Annotated in this window: 13 protein-coding genes; all 13 read right to left on the minus strand. The window is 55.8% G+C overall.

The genetic code is table 11. The annotated features are described in order from the left end of the window. Nucleotide 1: 1 nt before the first annotated feature. Nucleotides 2–1,531 (minus strand): LTA synthase family protein, encoded by a 1,530-nt coding sequence (locus JYG32_RS10645; RefSeq protein ID WP_213263524.1) that lies wholly within the window; start codon nucleotides 1,529–1,531, stop codon nucleotides 2–4. Next, entirely contained in the window at nucleotides 1,528–2,319 is a 792-nt protein-coding gene (locus JYG32_RS10650) for an SDR family NAD(P)-dependent oxidoreductase (RefSeq protein WP_213263525.1), read from the minus strand. Before JYG32_RS10650 ends, JYG32_RS10645 begins: the two co-directional genes overlap by 4 nt. Next, a complete protein-coding gene (locus JYG32_RS10655) occupies nucleotides 2,312–3,517 on the minus strand; it encodes a capsule biosynthesis protein (RefSeq protein ID WP_213263526.1) in 1,206 nt (401 codons plus the stop codon). The genes JYG32_RS10650 and JYG32_RS10655 overlap by 8 nt, the downstream gene beginning before the upstream one ends. A 698-nt stretch (nucleotides 3,518–4,215) precedes the next feature. Then, complete coding sequence (locus tag JYG32_RS10660; RefSeq protein WP_249744532.1) at nucleotides 4,216–5,622, minus strand: hypothetical protein; 1,407 nt, start codon at nucleotides 5,620–5,622, stop codon at nucleotides 4,216–4,218. A 1,396-nt stretch (nucleotides 5,623–7,018) separates the two neighbouring features. After that, nucleotides 7,019–7,978 (minus strand): phytanoyl-CoA dioxygenase family protein, encoded by a 960-nt coding sequence (locus tag JYG32_RS10670; RefSeq protein ID WP_213263529.1) that lies wholly within the window; start codon nucleotides 7,976–7,978, stop codon nucleotides 7,019–7,021. A gap of 135 nt (nucleotides 7,979–8,113) precedes the next feature. Continuing rightward, nucleotides 8,114–10,414: a glycosyltransferase family 2 protein gene (locus tag JYG32_RS10675; protein WP_213263530.1), complete on the minus strand. Its 2,301-nt coding sequence runs from the start codon at nucleotides 10,412–10,414 to the stop codon at nucleotides 8,114–8,116. 298 nt (nucleotides 10,415–10,712) lie between these two features. After that, the gene (locus JYG32_RS10680; RefSeq protein ID WP_213263531.1) at nucleotides 10,713–12,977 is read right to left on the minus strand and encodes a glycosyltransferase family 2 protein; all 2,265 of its coding nucleotides are present in this window, start codon (nucleotides 12,975–12,977) and stop codon (nucleotides 10,713–10,715) included. 20 nt (nucleotides 12,978–12,997) lie between these two features. Beyond that, nucleotides 12,998–13,540, minus strand: coding sequence for a dTDP-4-dehydrorhamnose 3,5-epimerase (rfbC, locus tag JYG32_RS10685; protein ID WP_213263532.1), 543 nt, complete (start codon nucleotides 13,538–13,540; stop codon nucleotides 12,998–13,000). Beyond that, entirely contained in the window at nucleotides 13,537–14,421 is an 885-nt protein-coding gene (gene rfbA, locus JYG32_RS10690; protein ID WP_213263533.1) for a glucose-1-phosphate thymidylyltransferase RfbA, read from the minus strand. The genes rfbC and rfbA overlap by 4 nt, the downstream gene beginning before the upstream one ends. A 16-nt stretch (nucleotides 14,422–14,437) precedes the next feature. Next, entirely contained in the window at nucleotides 14,438–15,328 is an 891-nt protein-coding gene (gene rfbD, locus JYG32_RS10695; protein WP_174379858.1) for a dTDP-4-dehydrorhamnose reductase, read from the minus strand. A 2-nt stretch (nucleotides 15,329–15,330) separates the two neighbouring features. After that, complete coding sequence (gene rfbB / locus JYG32_RS10700) at nucleotides 15,331–16,389, minus strand: dTDP-glucose 4,6-dehydratase (protein WP_213263535.1); 1,059 nt, start codon at nucleotides 16,387–16,389, stop codon at nucleotides 15,331–15,333. 206 nt (nucleotides 16,390–16,595) lie between these two features. Then, nucleotides 16,596–17,540 carry a sulfotransferase family protein gene (locus tag JYG32_RS10705; RefSeq protein WP_213263536.1) on the minus strand — a complete coding sequence of 315 codons (945 nt, stop codon included), beginning with the start codon at nucleotides 17,538–17,540 and terminating at the stop codon, nucleotides 16,596–16,598. 106 nt (nucleotides 17,541–17,646) lie between these two features. Next, nucleotides 17,647–21,915, minus strand: coding sequence for a rhamnan synthesis F family protein (locus JYG32_RS10710; RefSeq protein WP_249744627.1), 4,269 nt, complete (start codon nucleotides 21,913–21,915; stop codon nucleotides 17,647–17,649). Nucleotides 21,916–21,982: the final 67 nt, after the last annotated feature.

The raw sequence follows: 21,982 nt of genomic DNA on the forward strand, positions 1-21,982 counted from the left end.
TTTATGTCGCTTTCTCGGATGCGCACGGCTCTTCCGCACGATTTCCGTCATCTTTTACCACACGCAGCAGTACCGCCCCTAACTCCTCGGCCGCCAAGTTCCGGCATTCGGGAGCAACTGCGCCGTAATTCCGCCAAATGAAGTAGTCGCTGTGTTGCGGATTTACGTCCAGTTTATCGAACACATGAGGCAGAGCGGGAACGTGGTCGCCGTAGAAGCAAACGACCGTTTCACGATCGCTGGTACGCAAATGATCGAGTAATCGCCCAATCATTGCGTCCGCATTTTCAATGTGCCGCAAATACGCTGTCAGGTCGCGCCAGCACGCATCCTCGCCAAGAGTATGCCGTGAAGTCGATTCTCCGGGTAAAACCTGCTCGAGGTGCAGTGGGCCGTGGTTTTCCATCGTCATCGCGAAGATGAAGCGCGGTTTGTCCCGCTCGCTTTCCAGCGCGGCGATCACGGCATCCAGCACTGCTGCGTCAGAGACATACGGACCGGCGCGCGGCGCGTCGGCAAAGTGTTCGATGTCGATGAATGTGTTGAATCCGAGCAACGGAAAGACACGGTTGCGGCCAAAGAAATCGGCATAGTACGGGTGAATCGCCAGCGTGTCGTAACCGCCACGCCCGAACCAGTTCGCGATCGATGCGCATGCACGGCGCACGAATGCATACGGATAAAAGCGCGCATAACCGAGTTGCTCGAACGGCAGGCCAGTCAGCATCGCGAATTCGGTGCGCATCGTGTTTGCGCCCCATGCCGGTACAGAAAGCTCACCGTGACAGACCGCTTCGCTTCTCGCCCGATCAAAATGGGCAAGCACGGCGGGCGCGATCGCCGGTGAAATGCGCCGCACGTCGAACAACGATTCACTCTGGATCACGACGACGTCCGGGCACTGCCCCGGCGTGCCGGTTACGAACGGTCCCGCTTCGACCGCGCGCCGGAACGCTTCGAACGTCGCGGGGCGCATGCCGTTCAGCAAGTATGCGATGAAGACAGCGAAAAAACCGTGACGGCGCTGATCCTTCTCGGCGTCGAGCGCCAGCGGCAGGCGTGCTGCAGCGTACCTAGCCAGTAAGAATGTCAACACCATGACAACCGACGCCGCGAGTGTCGGACGCGGTGTGACAGGCGCCTCGGCGAGATAGCCCGCGATGACAAGCACGATGCCCACGCCGATCGCGACGACCTTGCCCGCGCTCAGGAACGGCAGATAGAGCCGCGGATGCGAGAAAAGCTGGCTGAAGAGGCTGAGATCGGTGAAAACAAACGGCTCGCGCAGGGATTCGTATTTGGCGTTGCTGACGACCGCGACGAGCCCGACCAGCGCCACCGCGACGGCCGAAGAGAAGATCGGACGCGCGGTGACAAGCAACATCAGCGACGCGAGGAACACGACGGCAAGCACGTGCAGAAGCAGCGCATCGACGCGACGCCGCAACTGTACGCGCGGGACGGCGATGCGGTCCGGCAGGAACGACACGCCGGCCGCAATGGCGAACGTGAGCCAGATTGTGCCCGTCAATTTACGTCTTCCTTGCCGGGCAGATACGAAAGCTTGTCGAGGATCGCATCGGCCAGCGTGATGGGCAACAAGGTCAGGATGCGCATGCCGAATGCAAGCAGACCCGGGAACGCGATTTCCGCGCGCCCGACATCGAGCTTTCTGCGAATGTATGCGGCAGCCTGATCGGCAGTCCACATGAACGGCTTGTCGCCGGGGAAAACATCGCTCATCGACGTTTTGACGAAGCCGGGAAGGATGACCGAGACACCGACACCATCGCGCTTCAGAAGCGGACGCACCGAATCGGCGTAGGCCTTGATCGCCGATTTACTCGCGCAGTACGCGGGCGAGATAGCCATGCCGCGAAGGGCAGCCAGAGAGCTGACTGCGGCGATGCGACCATGCTTGCGGGTGCGCATGCGCTCGACAACCGGGAGGACCGTGTGCATCGCACCGTAGAAATTCGTGTCGACGACGGTAGTGATACGGTCGAGGTCTTCCCAGTCGGATGCGGAGGACAGCGTGCTCGCGACGCCGGCGTTGGCGATGAGCAGGTCGATCGGATACTGATCGTCGAAACGATGCAGCCACGCGCGAATCGGATCGGACTCCCGGACGTCGACGATGCCGACGATTACTTTCGCGCCGCGCGCGCGGCAAGCCGCCGCGGTCGATTCGAGTTGTGCTTCGTTCCGGCCAACGATGCCGAGTACGGCATCGGCTTGCGCGTACGCGAGCGCAAGAGAGCGGCCGATGCCCGAGCTTGCACCAGTGACAACGACGTGCCGGACCGACGCCCTAGTCATCCGCATGCTCTAGCCGTGCAACCGCGCCCGAAATGGCCATCGCGATACCGGTCCGAGTATAGAAATCGCCGTTGATCTGGGTGTGATGCATCACGTAGTCGAGGAACGCGTGATAGAGATCCATATCAGGCGGCACGCCTCCAAGCCAAAAGTCATCGAGATCACCTTGCCAGGTCAGGCCACTGAAATTGTAGATAGCCGAGCCAAGCGCAACCAGCGGCCGTTTGTGATGCAACGCAGACAAACCGACCGTGCTATTGATCACCACGACCCCGCGTGCGTGTTCAAGCAACGTCGGAAGATGGCCGGCATCGATGAAACGGATCCGATCTTCCATGCCCGCGGCACGCGCAATTTTAAGCGAAAAATTGCGATATTCGATCAGCCCTGTATCCAGCGGGTGATTTTTGATGACCAACAGCGCATCTCGCGGCGCGTATCGTGCAAAAGACTCCAAAACATGGCTGATCGCCGCTCGAATTCCATCGAAAGACGAATGCACGACGATTTGTGCATCCGAATTCAATTGCAGCGGAAACAGGTAGTAGGTATGTCCGCTGTCGAGCAATTCCCGCGTGACCATCTCTGCTTCACGTCGGTGCTTACGCTGCAGAAGCATGCGAACGGCGAGCCCCGAGTACTCGAGAAATCCGTTCTTCGGTCGGTGGCTGCGATACCTCGGAAACCGCGGCCAGCATAGCGTGTTCGCAAAACGATACGTGATGTCATGGAACGCACGCTCGTACAGGTTATAGCCCGTGGCCTGCCACTGCCTGGCGGGCGGCGTCACGCTGCGTTGCTCCAGATACCATGCGGGGTCGCGCGGCAGCAACGAGCGCCCGTTGACGCCGTGGTGCTCCAGCGTTATCCAGTGCGGTCGAATGTAACCTTCTTCGAATACGTGAACACGCAGGCCATGCGCCGTCGAGACTGCCAGCATCTCGCGATGTATGTCGCGGCAGTCGCCAAACATGATGACGTCGGTGATCCTTTCTCGCCGCACAATATCGTCATACCATTGCGGCAAATTCCCAACCCCGCCGCTATAATTCAAAACAGTCCCTGCCCCACCATACAGCAAGTCGCCACCGCAAAAATTGACGCGATAGACGGCAAACCCCTTGTCCCGGAGCGCGCGTGAGAGGCGATAGAAAAAAAGCGAAGCAGTGCCTTGCAGCACGAGAAACGAGCGCGGCATCTAGGTTATTGAATGGAAGCCCGAAGAGACACGAAATATCGGTGTAATGTGATAGTAGGGCTAGCGCAATGAACCTAGCCTTTCGCGCCAGACTCAATGGCTGAATGAGGCGACATTGGCCGCCGGAGGTGTGGAGGATACCGCATTGCATTACAAATGCGAAATATCTGTCGTCGACAAAAAAACGACATCTGTTACTCGTCATAACCGATTCGTACTCGCGTCACATTTTTGCGAGTGAACCTGCTCGACATCGGGCCGACATCCACACTAGTCGCGCCTCCACGCCGCCATGTCGCGCGCCCCTTCGTCGCCTGACGCATCGCATGGCCACGCGCTTGCGGCCCTCGCTCTTTGCTGAATCGGGCACGAAAATCAAGACCGCATCGACTACGACTCAAGCCATTCAGACCAACAACCGGCGGTACCACGGCACGTCGTAGAGCGCTTCGTCACCGCAGCGCTCACACGCCACCGCTACGCCATAGGCTCCTCCGCGCCGAGGAATACGCGCCTGCGCGTACGCCAGTTCATCCGTCGAAGCTCAGTGGGCGCTGTTTCATGCGCCCACCATTCGTCGCAACTTCCGCGACAAATCCGAGGCATTTCGTCGGTTGCAAGCACCATTTCCAATCGGACCGTATGCGCGTGCCCAGTTGGCCGCCCCAGCACCGACATCTTACATTACGTACGACGTCTTACTGCCCATGGAGCCCATCGCGATGCGTCGCCCCATTATTGCTACACGCCATCAATCGGCGACAGAATCGCTTGATCTTCCCGACCCCCTTGATTATTGGCCGCCATGCCCTGGCCAGCGGAAGCACATCGCGCAAAGCCATTGGCCCTCCCTCCAACCGTAACTCGTTAAAAAGACGGCTCTGTTGAGCACACAGCTCATCATGTTTACGTGAGAGGTCCCCGTAAACCTTCTGCAATTCTCCTAGCGCCAGGACGTTGGCAGCGTTTTCGGCGAGAGCCGCATCTCGAGCTTCCGAGAGCATCGTCAGTTCCTGCCTATGGCACTCGCTCGTAATACGTGCTTTTTCGACCTCGCGAGCCAGTATGAAATCTCGCTCCGCCGCGAGGTTATCGAGAGACAAACGAAGAGTATCCCGGTCATGCACCAAACCGTCCCGCTCTTGAGCCAGCCCACCTCGCTCGTGAACCAATTCGTCACGCTCGCGAATCAAGCCATCACGCTCGTGTACCAGCCCATCTCGCTCGGAATGAATTGCCAGACGGCGACTTGCTCTTTCCCTGTATACATTGAACATGACTTCCGAGATCAGATCATCGCCCAACCTCATCAGCCCCATTAACTTGTAAGCCGCATAGTCATAAAATTCGTCAATCGGGTGGAATTTCCCCTCACCATACGGCACGTCAAAAGAAGTGATCGAAAAACGACCATTTAAATCGAGAACATTCAACCTCCCCAGCAAGCTGTCAATCTTCTTCCAGAGCAGGTCAACCCACCAATTGATTTCTATTGAACTGGGATCACCCAACCCGGTTACACCGTCATGAGTGATTTTGTTGATGCACGTTCGCCGCTTCATAATAATAAGCGGGACACCAATCTCTTCAGACAGCTCAATTAGTTCTTTTAGATAATGAAAATAAATCTCCAAATATTGATAGCTCGCCGGTGAAATCCTGACCCACCCAGCATCCACGAACCCGTCGGGCCACCTCCAGTTCGGCGCCAACCCTACCGACTCCATGTCGGAAATAATGCAACCGTCTTTCTCGTAATAATCGTTGTTGAAATCGCTAGTTGGATCGAAAATCAAAAATTCGTACCCACCCGTTTTGAGTTTCCGCAACGCCTGCTTCGTCAACTCAAAATTTATTCGCTCAGACAATTGGTGGTCATGCGACTCGAAATAAGTGCGCCCATCCATTTTCTTCGACATCAAGCAAGGCACGCTTACGCGCCACAGATGCGTGACATTCGCAAGCCGATTCATTCTTCCAGCGAGGACTTCAGTAACGCACCCTCCGATGCTCATAATTTTTGGCTTTCGCAAAGCCGAGACTGGAACCCGCCCGCCCTCGGTGATGTCGGTTCCAACCACTCGAAAAATTTCGCTGATGCTCATGATCTCTTGATTGTCGCGATCGCGCAGGCCGAAGCAGCGCACTACGATTTCGTCCCCGTTCGGTTGCTGTAGCAATCCGACCGTCCGACGAACCCGGTTATCTACAGACTTACGTTTTCAATGCACATAATATTACAATTTACATACATTTACACAACAATGAAATTCTTCTCTACAAAAAGAAAAAAAACGTAACAAGGTACGGCCCAGTTGTTGCAATCCAGCTACGTCGCGACGAAATGCCAGCCACGCTGCTTGACATGCACTAGTCAATCCGATATCGAGACGAGCACAATCAAATTCGGGATTGCCCCTGTATAGTCCATCGGCTTATACATACCTTCGCGCGTCTAGTGTCGATCACAGAAGCCCCCTGTTTTTACGTTCAGTTACATAGCGCCGCGCTTGTAGCGCTCTCGCGCGGATCGCATTTACTCTCGCTTTTTGCGTGAACGCCGTGTCCCTGAAGGATCCCTGCTGGATGGAAACCGAATTTGCCGACCTGGACCATAGCGACGTGCGCCTAGACAAGCGACTGCGGACATTGATGAAACGATTCGCGGCCATACGAATGGCGTGTCGGGGTTGGAGCTAGACGATGGCGATGCGGCCGGTCGCGCTGTGCCTGCAAGACACCACGGAACTGGATTTCAATGGCGTGCAGTCAATTGGGCTTGGACCATCGCCTTACGAGGCGCAACGCAGAATGTACTTGCGTCCGATCTACGCGGTAACGCACGAGCGAGTGCCCCGAGTGCGCCCGATGCGCGGATGTGGGCGCGCGAGCCGAAAGGTGCACTCGGGCAGACCCGGTGGCGTGAAGGAACGTTTGCGCTGGATACGAGGGTACGAGGGGGTAGCGGAAACGGCATTGAACCGCTGCACATGCGGCTGGTGCATGTCGCGGATCGCGAGGCAGGTGGGATCGCAGGAGTTGGGCACGCCAGGGAACTGGCTAATTCGCTCGCCCCATGGCAGTGCTCGCCCAAGCGGGCAAAGGCTTCGGGCGGACACCAGAGACGATGCCAACCTCGATTGAAATCTGACCCACTTTGCGGCGAATCGTCGAAGTCAGCCGCCCCTCGGGGTCACGAGCTCGCGGCCGTCGCTCTTTGACAAGTCAGGCACGAAAATCAATACGGCATCGATTACGACTCAAGCCACCCAGGCCAAGAACAGGCGGCACAACGACACGTCGTCGGGCGCCTCGCAATCGCGACGCACACATGCCGCCGTTGCGCCATAGGCGCCACTGCGCCAAGGAATAGGCGTCCGCGCATACGCCAGTTCATCCGCTGAAGCTTAGTGACCGCCTTTTTCATGCGCTCTTCGTCAAATTCGGGGTCTTTTGCCGGTTGCGAGAAACCTTTTCAATAAGACGATCATATAAATGGGTTCAAGAGGAACTCATCCACTTGCGCAACATTCCCGTCAGGGTTCGCGACTCACGCGGCGCGGTTCGAGCAGGCGACATGACCTCCTCACCGAGATAGGAATTACGCTTTCGCGAGCCATCGGCTATGTTGACCAGATCGCGAAGCTGCAGACGCCCCAAGTATTCGTCAGAAAACGCGGGGGTATAGTAAACACAATCGTCAAAGAAATAATGCGTCACCTGTGACCAGCGCGTCATGGCAGGGTTGATTTGTGGGCTCCCCCCGTGCAGCAGATTGGCGCACCAGATCAACGCCTGCCCTTTCCGTGCCTCGAAGGTCTTGGTACCGGCGCCCTTTGCCTCCACCATGGCATCCCAGATTTCCTGATACGGCAATTGCGCCGACTCACTGGACACCCCAAACCCACGCCGACCGGCCATTGCGTTATCTATCATGGGCCAGCTATGCGATCCGGGAACCAACTGGAGCGGTCCAGCCTCCGGGGAAATATCTTCCAGCGCGACCCACACCCCACACATGAAGCGCTGAGGAATTGACGAAAAATGCACCGCATCGGTATGCATTTTTTGCTGCGTGCCGACCCGGAAATTGAGCGTCTGGAACGGAAATGCAGCTCGGCCATACAAGCGTCCGAGCAAATCCAGCATCTGACAGTTGGTGGCAATCGCCTTGACATCCGGATCGTTTATCCACGCATCCTGAATACGACCGGCGGCATAGAACGCGCCATCGCTGCTTAATCCCGTGTCAGCAAACCGCGAGGTCAGGCGTTCCCGAATACGCGCAATCCGTACGTCGAGCTCAGGATCGGGAAAGTCGATCACCACATAGCCGTTACGATTCAGCGCAACTGCAATCTCGCGCTCGTCAGGCGTCAACTCCGCCTGGGCAATCTCGGCATCGAAAAGTGGCGACTCAATCAGTGGAATGCCAGGCAGCAGGCGCTCTTTTACATCCATGAATATTCCTTCCGCGTTACTTTGTTCAATCCACCCCGAGACGCTCCAGAGAGGCCACGGAACAACCCGATCCCATACAACCCCATGAAGCGCGATGCCCCTTCAAAAGGGGAGGAACAATAGAGTCAAAACAATTCATACCGCCCAAGCGCTCCAGGGATCATACATCCTCGGAAAATCGGCGATAGTAAAATCTTCTCGATCAAGCGTCAAATTTTGATTGTAATACGGATCATTCAATTGATCGGTACTCCACCGGGAAATCATGAAATTCTTTTCCCTGTTAAACCTGGCACGCTTCTCAGGAGACATTTGATCGTCTCCCCTGCTGTAGGACTCAAAGTGATGCAGGACTGCATATGGCGTCCACAATATCCTGTAGCCCGCCTCTCGTACACGGAGGCACAAATCCACATCATTAAATGCAACCGGAAGATTTTCTTCATCAAAACCACCGACAGCACGAAATACATCCCGACGCATGACCAGGCATGCCCCTGTGACCGCCGAAAAATTTTGCACGAGAGCCGCTCTTCCAGCGTACCCCGGGTGCGTCGAGGGATATAACCGGTGCACATGGCTCGCGAAGCCCCCAATCCCCATCACGACGCCTGCATGCTGGATGAACCCATCGGCATAAAGGAGCTTTGCCCCCACGGCGCCAATATCCGGGCGCAGCGCATGCGAAACCATCTCCTTCAGCCATTCCGGCTCGATTGCCTCCACATCGTCATTAAGAAAGCACAACACATCACCGGAGGCATGTTTTTCCGCAAAATTATTTATTGACGAATAATTGAAAGGAAAATCATATCTCAACACGGTGACGTTGCTTCTCAGAGACAACGATTGCAGAAAATCGACTGTCTCCCGGTCCGTGCTTTGATTGTCTACAACAACGACTTCCAGATTATCATAGACAGTTCCATCAAATATGCTGAGAATACATTTTTTCAGCAATGGACCACCGTCTCGAGTCGGTATGATTACAGTGACCTTGGGGACGGGTGTTGGTATCGGATATCGCACCCGATAGGTTCCAGCCAGTTTCCCCCGGGAAACACTCACTCCGGGCTGATCTTTGAAAAATTCGGAAAGCGCCCTTTCTTTCGCCTTGGACGCATCATTTTCTGTCTCCGAATCGATCAAACCAGGCTCACTGCACCGACGAAAATGATAGAGCACGCGCGGAATATGGCAAATCTGGGACGGCGTGCTGTTTTTCACACATCTGAGCGTAAGATCGCAATCCTGCCCGCCCTCATACTCGACTCTGAACCCACCAATCTCGCGCAGGAGCGATGTCCTATAGGCAGCCGAACGAGAAATCATGTCACGAGAAAAGAACAAATCCGGATTCCACGAGCTCTTGAAAAAAACGTTACCCCGAATTCCACCCTCGTCGATTTCATCGCTATCAGAATATATTATATTCAACCCGTCAATCTCATTGGCCTTCAAAGCAACGAGATAAAGCGCATGAGGTGAAAGAACATCATTTTTACCGAGAATTGTGACAAACTCTCCAGCCGCCAACTCCAGAGCACGATTCACCGCAGTCGATACGTGACCGCCCGAATTCACAAAAACCACCTTTACCCGATCATCCTCTTCAGAAACAGACTTCAAATATGAAGCAACTTTTGAAGCATCGATCCCGTCAACAGCAATGCACAATTCCCAGTTCTCGTAAATCTGCCCCAAAACCGACTGAACGGTGGATTCCAGATAGTCCAGGGACGCTCCACACACCGGAACCAGAATGGAAATCAACGGTCGCTTCGCAAACGAACCCATGTGCCGCCGGATCGAGGCAACATCGGACTCACGCAGAGTATCGAATTTTTCTACGTACGATTTGTAATCCAGAGGAGCAGAATGGAATCGCAATTTTGCGCAATCAGCGTACACCCCATTCAAGTCAACCAACAAACGCCCCAAGGTGATATTGTATTTTCTCGCCCGACTGGTGTTTTTGAATTTTATTATATCTCCAATTGCCCACTCAATCATTCTGGCAATTCTTTCCACGCTTGATATTTTTGTTATCCGTAGAAACTCCAACCTAACTATGCCCTCACCTCGCATTGGCGACAGACGCAAATGGCGGGTATTGCGCGGAATCTTGATGATCTGCTTGATATTTCCCGAGCGCGCTGCGGGAATGACAAAGGATTCCGCATCCGAAAAGCCCGAGCCAGTATCCACGTAAAGCCGAGCCACCAGGTGCGCGCCCCGTCGAATCATTCTGGACTCGACATAGACCCAGCCGGATGGAACAACCTTGCCCCCACCCTCCGGCTCCAGGTCAAAAACAGGATGGCCTCCCGTCGACGTCCAGTCGACAGACGTCGCCCCCGACAAAACCAAATCCCGGACCGGATTGACCTTGAATCGAACGGTTCGACGAACTATCGACAGGAAAAAATCTTTCATATTGATCGAAAATAGATAAAACCGGATCGACGACATGACGAGCCAACACAAGAAACCGGCCCGCCCCACAGAGAAAATTCTTGGCGGAGGGGCAAGACGACCCGTGCAAACTGGCTGCCGGCAAAGACTTGAGTCGCCCCCCCCCAAACAGTGGGGGCAGCGCACCCTGAGACACCACTCGCTAGCGTACACGCACTGTCATGCAATCATTCCCCGTATCCGTCTTGCAGGAGCGGTCGACGAACATTTGAATCAGCTCAGGGCAAGCATTGACAAGTCTCTGGTCAGAATCTACACATCAAGATGTCGTCGCTCCGGGCGCATGGAGCGCGAGACGCCTGAGAGACGCGACACGCGGCGGCCACGCGAGCTGACAATCGAATCGATCGAGGGACAGGTTCGGGTTATAAGCCGGGTCATTCGCGATCAGGTCACGCCATTGATCGCGCATGTACTCAATCTCTCGAGTGGCCCGGGCTATCTTCTCCGCGGTATCGTCCCGGCCTCGCGTGGCGGATTCGTGGTGATACAGCACGGCATGCGGCGTCCAGACCACCGTATAGCCGGCTTGCCGAACGCGAAGGCAAAAATCGACGTCGTTGAATGCAACTGCGAGATCGCGTTCGTTCAATCCACCCAGTTGCCGATACAGGGATCGCCGGACGACGAGGCATGCACCGGTTACTGCAGACAAGGACTGCGTCGTTACCGCGCGTGCCAGATATCCCGGCTCGTCGCGCCCCAACCCGCGATGCAGGTGATCGGCGCAGCCGCTAAGCCCGACGATGACACCCGCATGCTGAACGGTTCCGTTCGAATAGAGCAGTTTGACACCGACAACGCCGACCTCCGGACGCAACGCGTGTCCCATCATTTCGTCGAGCCAGTCGCCGTCGATGATTTCCACATCGTTATTGACGAGTGCGACGAACTCGCCCCGCGCGATATCGACCGCGCGGTTGTTGAGAGCGGAGTAATTGAACGGACGATCGTCCCTGAGGATGCGTACGCCGTGCTCAACCGAAAGCCGCTCCATGTAGTCGAGTGTTTCCGGGTCGTCAGACCCATTGTCGACGATGATGATTTCGAAGGCGCGATAGCGAGTCTTCTCGATAATCGAATTGACGCAACGACTGAGTAGCGCAAACCCGTTGCGAGTCGGAATGACGAGTGTGACGAGCGGCGCGTTTTCCGGCAACGGATACTGTATGTAACGGCCATGCTCCGTTGACAAGACCGTTGCTCGAACTCCGGTCCGCGACAAGTGACGTACGACTGCCATCCGGCCTGCATCGCGCGCATCGTGTTGAACACCCGGATCTTGAATTGATTCGACTTGGGCGCGGGTGTGGTAAAGCACACGCGGAATGTGCAGGATCCTGTCCCGACTGGTATGCGCGAGACAGCGAAGCGTCATGTCATAACACGACGCTGCCCCATGGCGATGGTCCCGCCCGCCGGATGTCCTGAAAACGTCCGGTCGGTAAACGCCAAGACCGGTAAACAGATCCGATGAGAGCATCAGATCCTCGCTCCAGTCGCTCTTGAAGCGCGGGCTGTGTCGAGCGCCGTCGACGTCAATGCCGTCCTCATCTGCATAGATCAAGTCAACATCAGGGCGCCGGTTGATCTCGTCAGCCACGACATAAAGGCCATGCTGCGGAAGCACGTCGTGCTGCCCGATGAACATGACCCAATGACCGCTTTCGGCGAGCGCCCGATCAAGCGTCGAATGTGCTTCGGCTGGCGAGCGATCCGAAATGACACGGATGCGCGTATCGGCACCAAGGTCCCGAGGAATCAATGCGGTGCGATCGGAGCCAGAACGTCGATCGACGATCAGGAGTTGCCAGTGCGGGTAAATCTGCGCGGCGATCGAACGGATTGCCGTTTCCCAGTGCGGTGACGGTGCACCGGACACCTCCACGCCGATCGCGAACACCGGGCCGCCGACGAAGTAGCGCAGATTGTCCCGCATAACGCGGTACGTATCAGGACTCGGTGTATCGAAGTGACGAACCCAGTCCGCGTATCCAACCAGTAGTTCCGATTCGTCGAACAGGCAGCAGTAATCGCGCCATGCTTGCGCCATGTCGATGCGACTGCGTCGGACGTCCGTCAGGTCGTAATCATCGCCGCATGGCTTGTATCTTGGATGCAGCGCACCGAGCTTGGTCATGATGCGCGAATGCGCAAATCGCGTCGTGACCCTGACAAGGCGGAACGTCTCGATTCGATCGACCAACTGATCGTCGCAATCAATCTCGATTTCGATCCTTCCACGCGCCGGAAGATGTACAAGCCGCTTGCTCACCTGCCGTGCGCTGAGCTCCATCGCAAGCGTTGCAGACGATGACCCACCGGGCAGCCGTAACCGGGCTCGCACCTGCGCCGCATCGCCGCTCGTACGAAGCTCGATCATGTACCAGCCCGGCAGCAACTGGACGTTGACCAGATACGCCCGGAACCTCGGCTGATCTTCCGACAAGTGCGTTGCGGCATCGGGCAGATCAACCAAGAAAGGCATCCCCCACGTCAGGCGGAGGGCATTGAAGTCAAACATGGACTTGCGCGGGAAGCGACTCAAAAGTACTCGGCATCCTTGAAAGCAGGCGCCGCTCCATCCTTACCGGATACCAACGCTTCGCCGGAGATGGGCCATTCGATCGCGAGCGTCGGATCGTCCCAGCGGATCGCTCGTTCGGCATCCGGATACCAGTAATCGGTAGTCTTGTACAAGAACTCCGCCGTGTCGGAAACGACAACAAAACCATGCGCAAAACCTTCCGGAATCCACAGCTGCCGCTTGTTCTCAGCAGACAGCACCACACCGACCCAGCGACCGAACGTCGGCGAATCGCGACGAATATCGACCGCCACATCGAACACTTCCCCGGCGACTACCCGAACCAGCTTTCCCTGTGCGTGATTGATTTGATAGTGCAGGCCTCGAACGACGTTCTTCGCGGATTTCGAATGATTGTCCTGCACAAACTCGACGGAATGTCCAATCGCTTCTTCGAACACGCGATGGTTAAAACTCTCGTAAAAGAAACCACGCGTATCACCGAATACTTTCGGTTCGAAAATCTTTACGTCGGGAATGGCAGTCGCTATTACGTTCACCGGGCTTTTCCTTCTTTCAGAATGTTCTGCAGGTACCGGCCATAGCCGTTTTTGCTGAGCGGTTGCGCGAGACGTTCAAGTTGTTCATCGTCGATATAGCCGAACCGATATGCAATCTCTTCAACGCACGCGATCTTCAACCCCTGCCGATGCTCCATCGTTGCGATAAAGTGCGAGGCCTCCAGCATCGAATCGTGCGTGCCGGTATCGAGCCATGCAAAACCCCGCCCCATGGTTTGCACGTTGAGCAAGCCATCCTTCAGGTACAGGGCGTTAAGATCGGTGATCTCCAGCTCGCCGCGCCGCGACGGCTTCAACGATTTCGCAAAGTCCACCACTTGGTCATCGTAGAAATAGAGTCCGGTAACCGCGTAATGCGATTTCGGAACCTCGGGTTTTTCTTCGATACTGATCGCTTTGCCGGCCGAGTCGAATTCGACAACGCCATACCTTTCCGGATCCTGGACATGATAGGCGAAGACCTGCGCACCCGAGGTCTTGTTGGCCGCCCCCTTCAACAGACCGCCAAGATCATGGCCATAGAAGATGTTATCGCCAAGAATCAGCGCCGAAGGGTCGCCATCGATGAAGGACTCACCCAGCAGGAACGCCTGGGCAAGCCCGTCCGGGCTGGGCTGCACCTTGTACTGCAGACGGATCCCCCACTGCGATCCGTCGCCCAGCAACTGCTCGAAGCGCGGCGTGTCCTGGGGCGTCGAAATGATCAGAATATCCTGAATCCCCGCCAGCATCAGCGTGCTCAACGGATAATAGATCATCGGCTTGTCGTAAATCGGCAGCAGTTGCTTGCTGACTGCCTGTGTCGCCGGATAGAGACGGGTACCCGACCCTCCGGCGAGAATAATGCCTTTGCGCTTCATGCTTGTTTTTCCCGTGTCAGTCATGCAGTTGCTCAAAGACGTAATCAACGCCATTTCGCCAATCGGGGAGCGATATCCCGAACGTCGACATCAACTTGCTGCAATCGAGACGCGAGTTCATGGGCCGCTTTGCCGGAAGCGGATACTCATGTGTCGCAATTGGCACGATATCGGTCGAGCGCAACTTTAGATCAAGGCCTCGCGCTTCCGCAAGCGCCACGACATGACGCGCATACTCGCACCAATTCGTCTCGCCGGAGGCCGCGAGGTGGTATGTGCCGAACGCAAAGTGTTCGCGATCCGCGAAATAACGGGCAATGAGGTGCGCGGTTACATCGGCGATCAACGCAGCCGAAGTGGGTGCCCCAGTCTGATCGGCCACGATGCGAAGCTGGTCGCGCTCCCTGGCGAGGCGCAAGATCGTCTTGAGAAAATTGCCGCCATGCGCACCCACGACCCAGCTCGTTCGAAGGATCAGGTGCTGCGCGAAGGCCTGCCGAACCGCATTTTCGCCTTCGCACTTGGTAGCCCCGTAGATCGATTGAGGATTAACCGGTGCGTCTTCGCGGTACGGCGTCGCACCGGTGCCTTCGAATACATAATCGGTCGAGTAGTGAACGAGCGGTACATTTCGCACCGCCCCCCATCGTGCCATCACGCCGGGCGCCTCCGCATTGACCGCTCGGGCCTGCTCCGGCTCGCTCTCGGCCTTGTCCACTGCCGTGTAGGCGGCAGGATTTACGATCAGGTCAGGTTGATGACGATCCAACGCTGCAACAAGGCTCGCAGGATCACCCAGGTCCACGTCGCGGCGAGTCAGGGCAATCACCTCTCCGAGCGGAGCAAGCGCGCGTCGCAATTCGAAGCCGACCTGTCCGTTCGAACCCGTAATCAGGATGCGCGGCATCATTATTCTCCGTAGTGGCGTTCGATCCACGTACGATACTGGCCGCTTGTGACGTTCTTCACCCAGGCCTGATTCGTCAGGTACCACTCGACAGTCTTTCGGATACCGGTATCAAAGGTTTCAGCGGGCTTCCAGCCGAGTTCGCGCTCGAGCTTGCGAGCGTCGATTGCATAACGGCGATCATGGCCCGGTCGGTCCTGTACAAAGCTGATCTGCTCCACATACGACTTACCGTCATCACGCGGCTGCAGTTCATCGAGGATCGCGCAGATCGTATGCACGACTTCGATGTTCGGTTTTTCGTTCCAGCCACCGACGTTATAGGTCTCGCCAAGCGCACCATTCGCCAGGACCGTGCGGATCGCCGAGCAGTGATCCTTGACGTAGAGCCAGTCACGGATCTGCTGACCATCGCCATAGATCGGCAGTGGCTTGCCGGCGAGCGCGTTCAGGATGATCAGTGGAATCAGTTTCTCGGGGAAATGATACGGACCATAGTTGTTCGAGCAATTGGTGGTCACCACCGGCAACCCGTATGTATGGTGCCAGGCGCGCACCAGATGATCCGAGGCAGCCTTGCTCGCGGAATACGGGCTGTTCGGCTCGTACGTATTGGTTTCGGTAAATGGCGGATCATTCGCGCCGAGCGTGCCGAACACTTCGTCGGTGGAAACATGCAGGAAACGAAATGCGCGACGTTCTTCTTCCACGAGATCCGACCAGTAAGCGCGCACCGACTCGAGAAGGTTGAACGTCCCGACAATATTCGTCTGGATGAAATCGCCAGGGCCGTGAATCGAGCGATCGACATGTGACTCGGCTGCGAAATTGATCACCGCACGCGGCCGATGTTCGGAAAGCAGCTTTGAAACGAGCTGCCGGTCACCGATATCGCCCCGAACAATGTGATGCCGCGAATCACCTTCCAGCGATTTCAGCGTGTCAAGGTTTCCAGCGTAAGTCAATTTATCGAGGTTGATGACGGGTTCATCGGAACCGGCAAACCAGTCAAGGATAAAATTTCCGCCGATGAAGCCAGCCCCACCCGTAACGAGAAGCATATATACTCCGCACAATTCTAAAAAAGCATTTCAAATTCAGCTAGCGACCACCTCATTTCCACACCCTTGAGGTCACAAGTCGCACAACAGCAGAGGTCGCGCGAAGTCCCATTCCGTATCGCCTACAAGACTACAAAGAGCACTCTTTAAAATATCAAAGTCCGGAGATCGGGACGCGTCTTCCTAGCTGTGTTTTTCGCTTCAGCTTATTCCGCCCTTGCTGCACGGAGATCGTTCACTTCCTGCTCCAAACGCCACTCGTAGCGCAAGAGCGGCGCGATGTCCTCGAGATAGGTCCTTGCTTCCAGAAAGGCACTATGCCAGGCCGGCGAATCCGGGAATCCAGATGCTGCCTCACTGAGTGCCGAATACAATTCCTTGACCTGCCGAGGCGCAGAATTTACCAACTGAAGATCCTCAACGGTATAGCGAGTATGCCGCAGATTGTCGTCGAGGAAAGCAGATTCAAATTCTTCAAGCCTGGACTCAATCAATGGCAAATCGAAAAAATCCGATATGTTTTCAAGTTCTTGGCGCGGCATGTCCATGAGGCGATCGTAATCGATCAGTACACGCCGCACGTCCTGGGTCATTTCGAGTGCCGACACGACATATGCAAGCCAAAGAATATAAGATTTTTCTACCGAAAAACCATCTCTTCGCGCAAGCGACTGCACAACACTGATTGGATTTCGCACGGCTATTAGATAAAAAACCCGTACACCGATACAAGCGAAGACCGGTTTCCAGAATGGCAGCAGCCGGGCCAGACGAGGATCCTTAACAGACAAAATCTGGTTCTCTCGGCATTTCGCGCGCAACAAATCGATTGCCTGAATCCGAAACCGGTCGAGCTGCTCGGGCTGAAGGACACTGAGATCAATGGGGGCCATCGAATGCCAATCCCCACCAGCCGCATGCAGCAACTCAACATTGAGCGCCACTACATCGAGATCCTCGAAAAATCCCTTGTCATTGTTGCCAGGAAGAGCGGGCATCAGGTTACTTCCGAATTCCGCTCCCAGCACGGCGGTAGCCCGCGTCAGGGTACTGGTACCACTCCGGTGCATGCCGAGAACGACGATAAGAGTCGGCGGACGGGAATCGCCGGAATTATAAGCAGTCAATTGCGCCATAGATTTAGATGCCATACCAGCGTAACCAAATAATTGTGGGCAAAACAACAATCACAATGATTTAAAAAAATCCCCCCGGCATCGCACCCTAAAGCGATTCGCGGAGAATCATAAATCGAAGTCAAAAGTACCATGACCCGGACACAGGGTCAGCAACCAAATCCATTCTGTTCTTCGCCAGCCCTGGATGGGATGCAGGATCGTTATCGAGCCACCGAGCCCACCTCGAAAGGAACAACGCTACCTCCACACCATTCGGAATGGTTTCACCACGCGACGCCTTCTCGGCATGAGTGAATTGAGCGTCCGGATTGTAAACGATACGGTAGCCGAGGTTTCGGACCCGCAAACAAAGGTCGACGTCGTTGAATTCAAGACTGAATCGTTCGTCGAAGCCATTTAGTTGGCTAAGAATAGATCGCCGTGTCGCGAACACGGCTCCTGTAACGACCGACCATTCTCGCTGTGCCACGGCCCAATTCTGATAGGTTTTGGCATCGGCAGGCCATCCGAGCCACGCGTGCGCTATGGTGCGAAGTGTCGGGAACATGCCGGCGTGCTGGATATGGCCATTCTCGAAATAGAGACGCGCACCGACACCGCCGACACGTTCGTCAACGGCGAAGGTAAGTAGCGCAGCAAGCCAATCCGTGCCGCCCGGAACGACGTCATCATTCATGAAAATGATCTGTTCGTCCGTTGCCGCACGCCAAAGCTGATTCATCTTTGTTGCGTAGTTGAACGGCTCACTGGCATCACGGACCGTTTCGATTCGTTTTAACTGAAACGGCCATTTCCGACTCATCCAGTCAGGATGCCCAGCGATGTCGTCTCCAACGATAACCGTCAGACGGTCCATGGCCCACCGAACCTCGGAAATCCCCTCCAGCAATTGCTCGATGTAGCTCCCATCCCCTCCGACCCGAGCGGTTCGGCAAGTGGGAATGACGATGGTCACCGGGGGATAGCCGATATCCGCGAAGCGGCGGCGCTGGAACAGCAAATTACTCGCAGGTTCGTTAGAAAGCGCGATGCCTGCAAACCCCTCGAGCGACGAAAGCGCAGCGAGCCGCGAACGGTTGTCCGCGACTGGACGCCGTGCCTCGAAGCCGAGCAGGACCTTCGGGATGCGACTGATTGCACCACCGGCTTCAGCTACACGTAGCACTACGTCATAAAGTACCGCCGTTCCGCGCCGCGCATTCAACCCTCCAATGGCCGTTAGCGTTTTACGTCGGATCGAGACCGGTGCGCCGATATAGTCCTGCGCGACAAGCAGCGTCGAGTTGAAGTCCGGCTTCAACCGAACACGATCCAGCGGATCTTCGCCCCCGGCGACATCGTCGGCATAGAACAGGACGACATCGGGGCGGTTGGTGGCAGCACTCAGAAAGGCATGTTTGGCATCGGGAGAAATGCGGGCCTCACCCGGGGCGAAAATCAGCCAGTCATTGGGATCACCATCGGCAAGCGACGCCCCGGTCCATGAAAGGTCGTTAGCCAAAAGGACAGGCACAAAACCGTCGCCTGGAGCAAAGTCCGCGAAACGTTGAGCGCCGGCAAGGTCGACGGAAATTGCCGGCGGCGCCGGTGGGATGTTTACAACCAATTGACTGGACAGGCTGGCAGCGTTAGCCGCAGAAGCGGCGATCGACGCAGCAAAGCTCGCTTCAACCGCGCGTGCCACGGTGTCATACGACAGAAGCCGAGCGATATTTCGTTTAGCTGCCTCGTTTATCGTGCGATCACCCTTCGCAATGGCCGTCGCGGCCTTGACAAGCGCTGCGGCCAGAGCACTTTCATCTACCTTGCCCCAACCATGCCCGGCCAGATAATGGCCGTGGTCTTCTTTCAATACCCAGGGCGTGGCCTGCACGGGATAGCCGCAGTCCGAATTGACGAAGTCCCGTGTACCGCCAAAATCCGTCGCGACCACGGACTTGCCGAGCGCCATAGCTTCCGCAACCGTCAGACCGAACCCTTCCGAACAATGGGGCGATGCATAGAGGTCAGCGGCAGCCATCAGGCTGGTAACTTCATCCGCGTGAAGCGACACTTCCAACAGTTTCACTCCGGGAGTGCCCGTGGCCAATGCATAAAGCATCTTGCCAGCGTCCGGGCGGTCGTAAAGATGCTTTGTCTTGAGAACGAGATTCCAGCCTTGCTTTGCCAAGCCGGATTCCGCAAAGGCTCGTATTAATCCTTCCGGATTTTTTCGCACCAAATAGCTGGCCGCATCAAAAATATAAAGAATCACACGATTCGCAGGATCGATCCCAAACCGCCGAAGAATCGAATCCCGATCCGAAGCAATACGCGTCGGCACGCGAACCGGATGATGAATTACGTCGACGGGCACCTTGGCTTCAGCAGAAAAGATTTCGGCACAATAACGGCTTGGCGCCCAGATGCGATCGACCGAGTGCAACTCCTTTTGCCACGCCGGTGGAATACGATCTGTTTCCCAGACCCAGTACCCGATCCTTTGCTTGGCAGACTGGATGATTTCGAGCTGTTCGGCCGTCAGCACTTCCCAAGAGTCCGGGTTCAAATGAACGACGGCAATATCAGGATTTCCCACGAAATCCAGCGTCTCGACAGCCGGGCAAATGAGCCTGTGAACATGAAAAGGCTTGGTCACCGGATAGGCGTTGAGTTGAATATTCGTGTGCCTCAACGTACAGAGCATTTCCCGGCTCGCTGCCCCCAGACCATTCTCATAGTTCCAGGGACCGAAATAAGCCACACGCAGGGGATGGTCGTTGCTAATCGCTTCATACTCCTTGGCGTTAACGAGCAACGAATCGTCGGATCCGGCAGGCAGATACGCTATGTCCGCAGCACGGAGTGACGCACGAACAAGATTGACATCAAAGCCGGCGCTCTCGAGGACTTGCGGCCAGTTCTCATGTATCTCCTGAAGCATTTCAGGCTGGTCGGTCGCTTCGGCAAACCGTTTGAGCAACATCTCGACCTTGATGAATGGAAAGCCCTGGTCGATCAGTTCACGCCAATTGAAAAGCGTCGGATTGACCGGAAAGGATCCCGCGAACAGTGCACTCACCGTTAGCCCGGCCTTTCGCATCTGTGTCGCGAGTGGCATTTCATAGGCACGAATCGCATCGTCTTTGTGATCGATCCGTCGGATGTCACGTATAAAGTGCTGAAAAACCCACGAACTGAGCGCCCTGGGTTTGATACCCATAAAATAGCTCTGTACGTGCCAACCATATTCATGACTGGCAGTAAGACCGACGATATCGGACGGGCAAGAGCGGACGCGGTCCATCATTTCGAGAAAGGTTGTCCTATCAGCGGCAGGGACAACGCTGTCGTTGGTCATTACCAGCAAACTGGCGCCAAACAGGCTGGGACAAAGTTGAAAGGCATGAGCCCAGGCACCGAAGTCGTAACCGACATTGTCACGAACGATGATGCCATCCGCAGCTGCAATCTCCTCATCGCGCAATTCCAGCGGTCGATAGACGACAACGACAAGCTGGACAGACAAACCTGCCCCTCGCAACTGCTGAATATACGGCAGCACATGTGGCTTCAACCGCCCCGCCGGGGCATGAGTCACAAGAATCGCTGCCTCGCCTTGAGACGCCAGGCGCATTTCCTTCACGATTACGCTTCGTGCTTCCGCCACCAGTCCACCGTAAAGCTGGCGCGCATTGGTTGCCCGTCCTTCCTGTCGCCCAAGTTTTATGTAGTGAACAAGAGGATTCAATCCGGAACCGGATACGTCAGGATACGTGGAAAGGTAGAAATCCGTATCAAATTTCGGGCCGGGATTTCTATTTTCATGGCATCCATTGACCACATAATGCAATAACGGATCAACCCCACCCTCCCGTACATCAGGGTACGTCATGCAATACCAATCAGGGTCAAATATTCCTTCGACCTTGTTTCGTTCGCTCCGGATCTCTTCCTCACCAACACCCAACCAACCTGCCAACTCTTCCTTTTCTTCAGAACCACGTGACACGGAATTCGCGAGATTAGGCTGCGCCCCATGCTGCCTGCCGACATGATTGGCTCGCACCCGCGCCTTTCGATGAGCAGGCGTCACGCCAAGTTCAGGATCGAATAGCGCGAGCCGCCACCCGCCGAGACGACGCGATTTGCGAAAACGGGCAACCGCGACCGAAAGACCGGGTACGCGCTCCCAATCCGGCCTCGCCTCCGCTGATCGAATCAACTGATCCAGGATCGATATACGAGAATGGCCCTGGCGCAGACGACCGGAATAATATGCCAAGCCGGCCGCATCCACTGCCCGCTTGAACAACAACTTGAATGCGAGGCCGACAAAGAGCTCGTCACGCGCCTCCATTAGATGATCTATTGAGACGAAATATCCTTCATCGCCCGCGCCACTCATCTTAGCCACCTAACATTTCCATTAAATTGAATCAACAAAAATTTGCAATCCACCGAAATGCATCTAA

Source organism: Burkholderia pyrrocinia (assembly GCF_018417535.1).
Taxonomy (GTDB): domain Bacteria; phylum Pseudomonadota; class Gammaproteobacteria; order Burkholderiales; family Burkholderiaceae; genus Burkholderia; species Burkholderia pyrrocinia_E.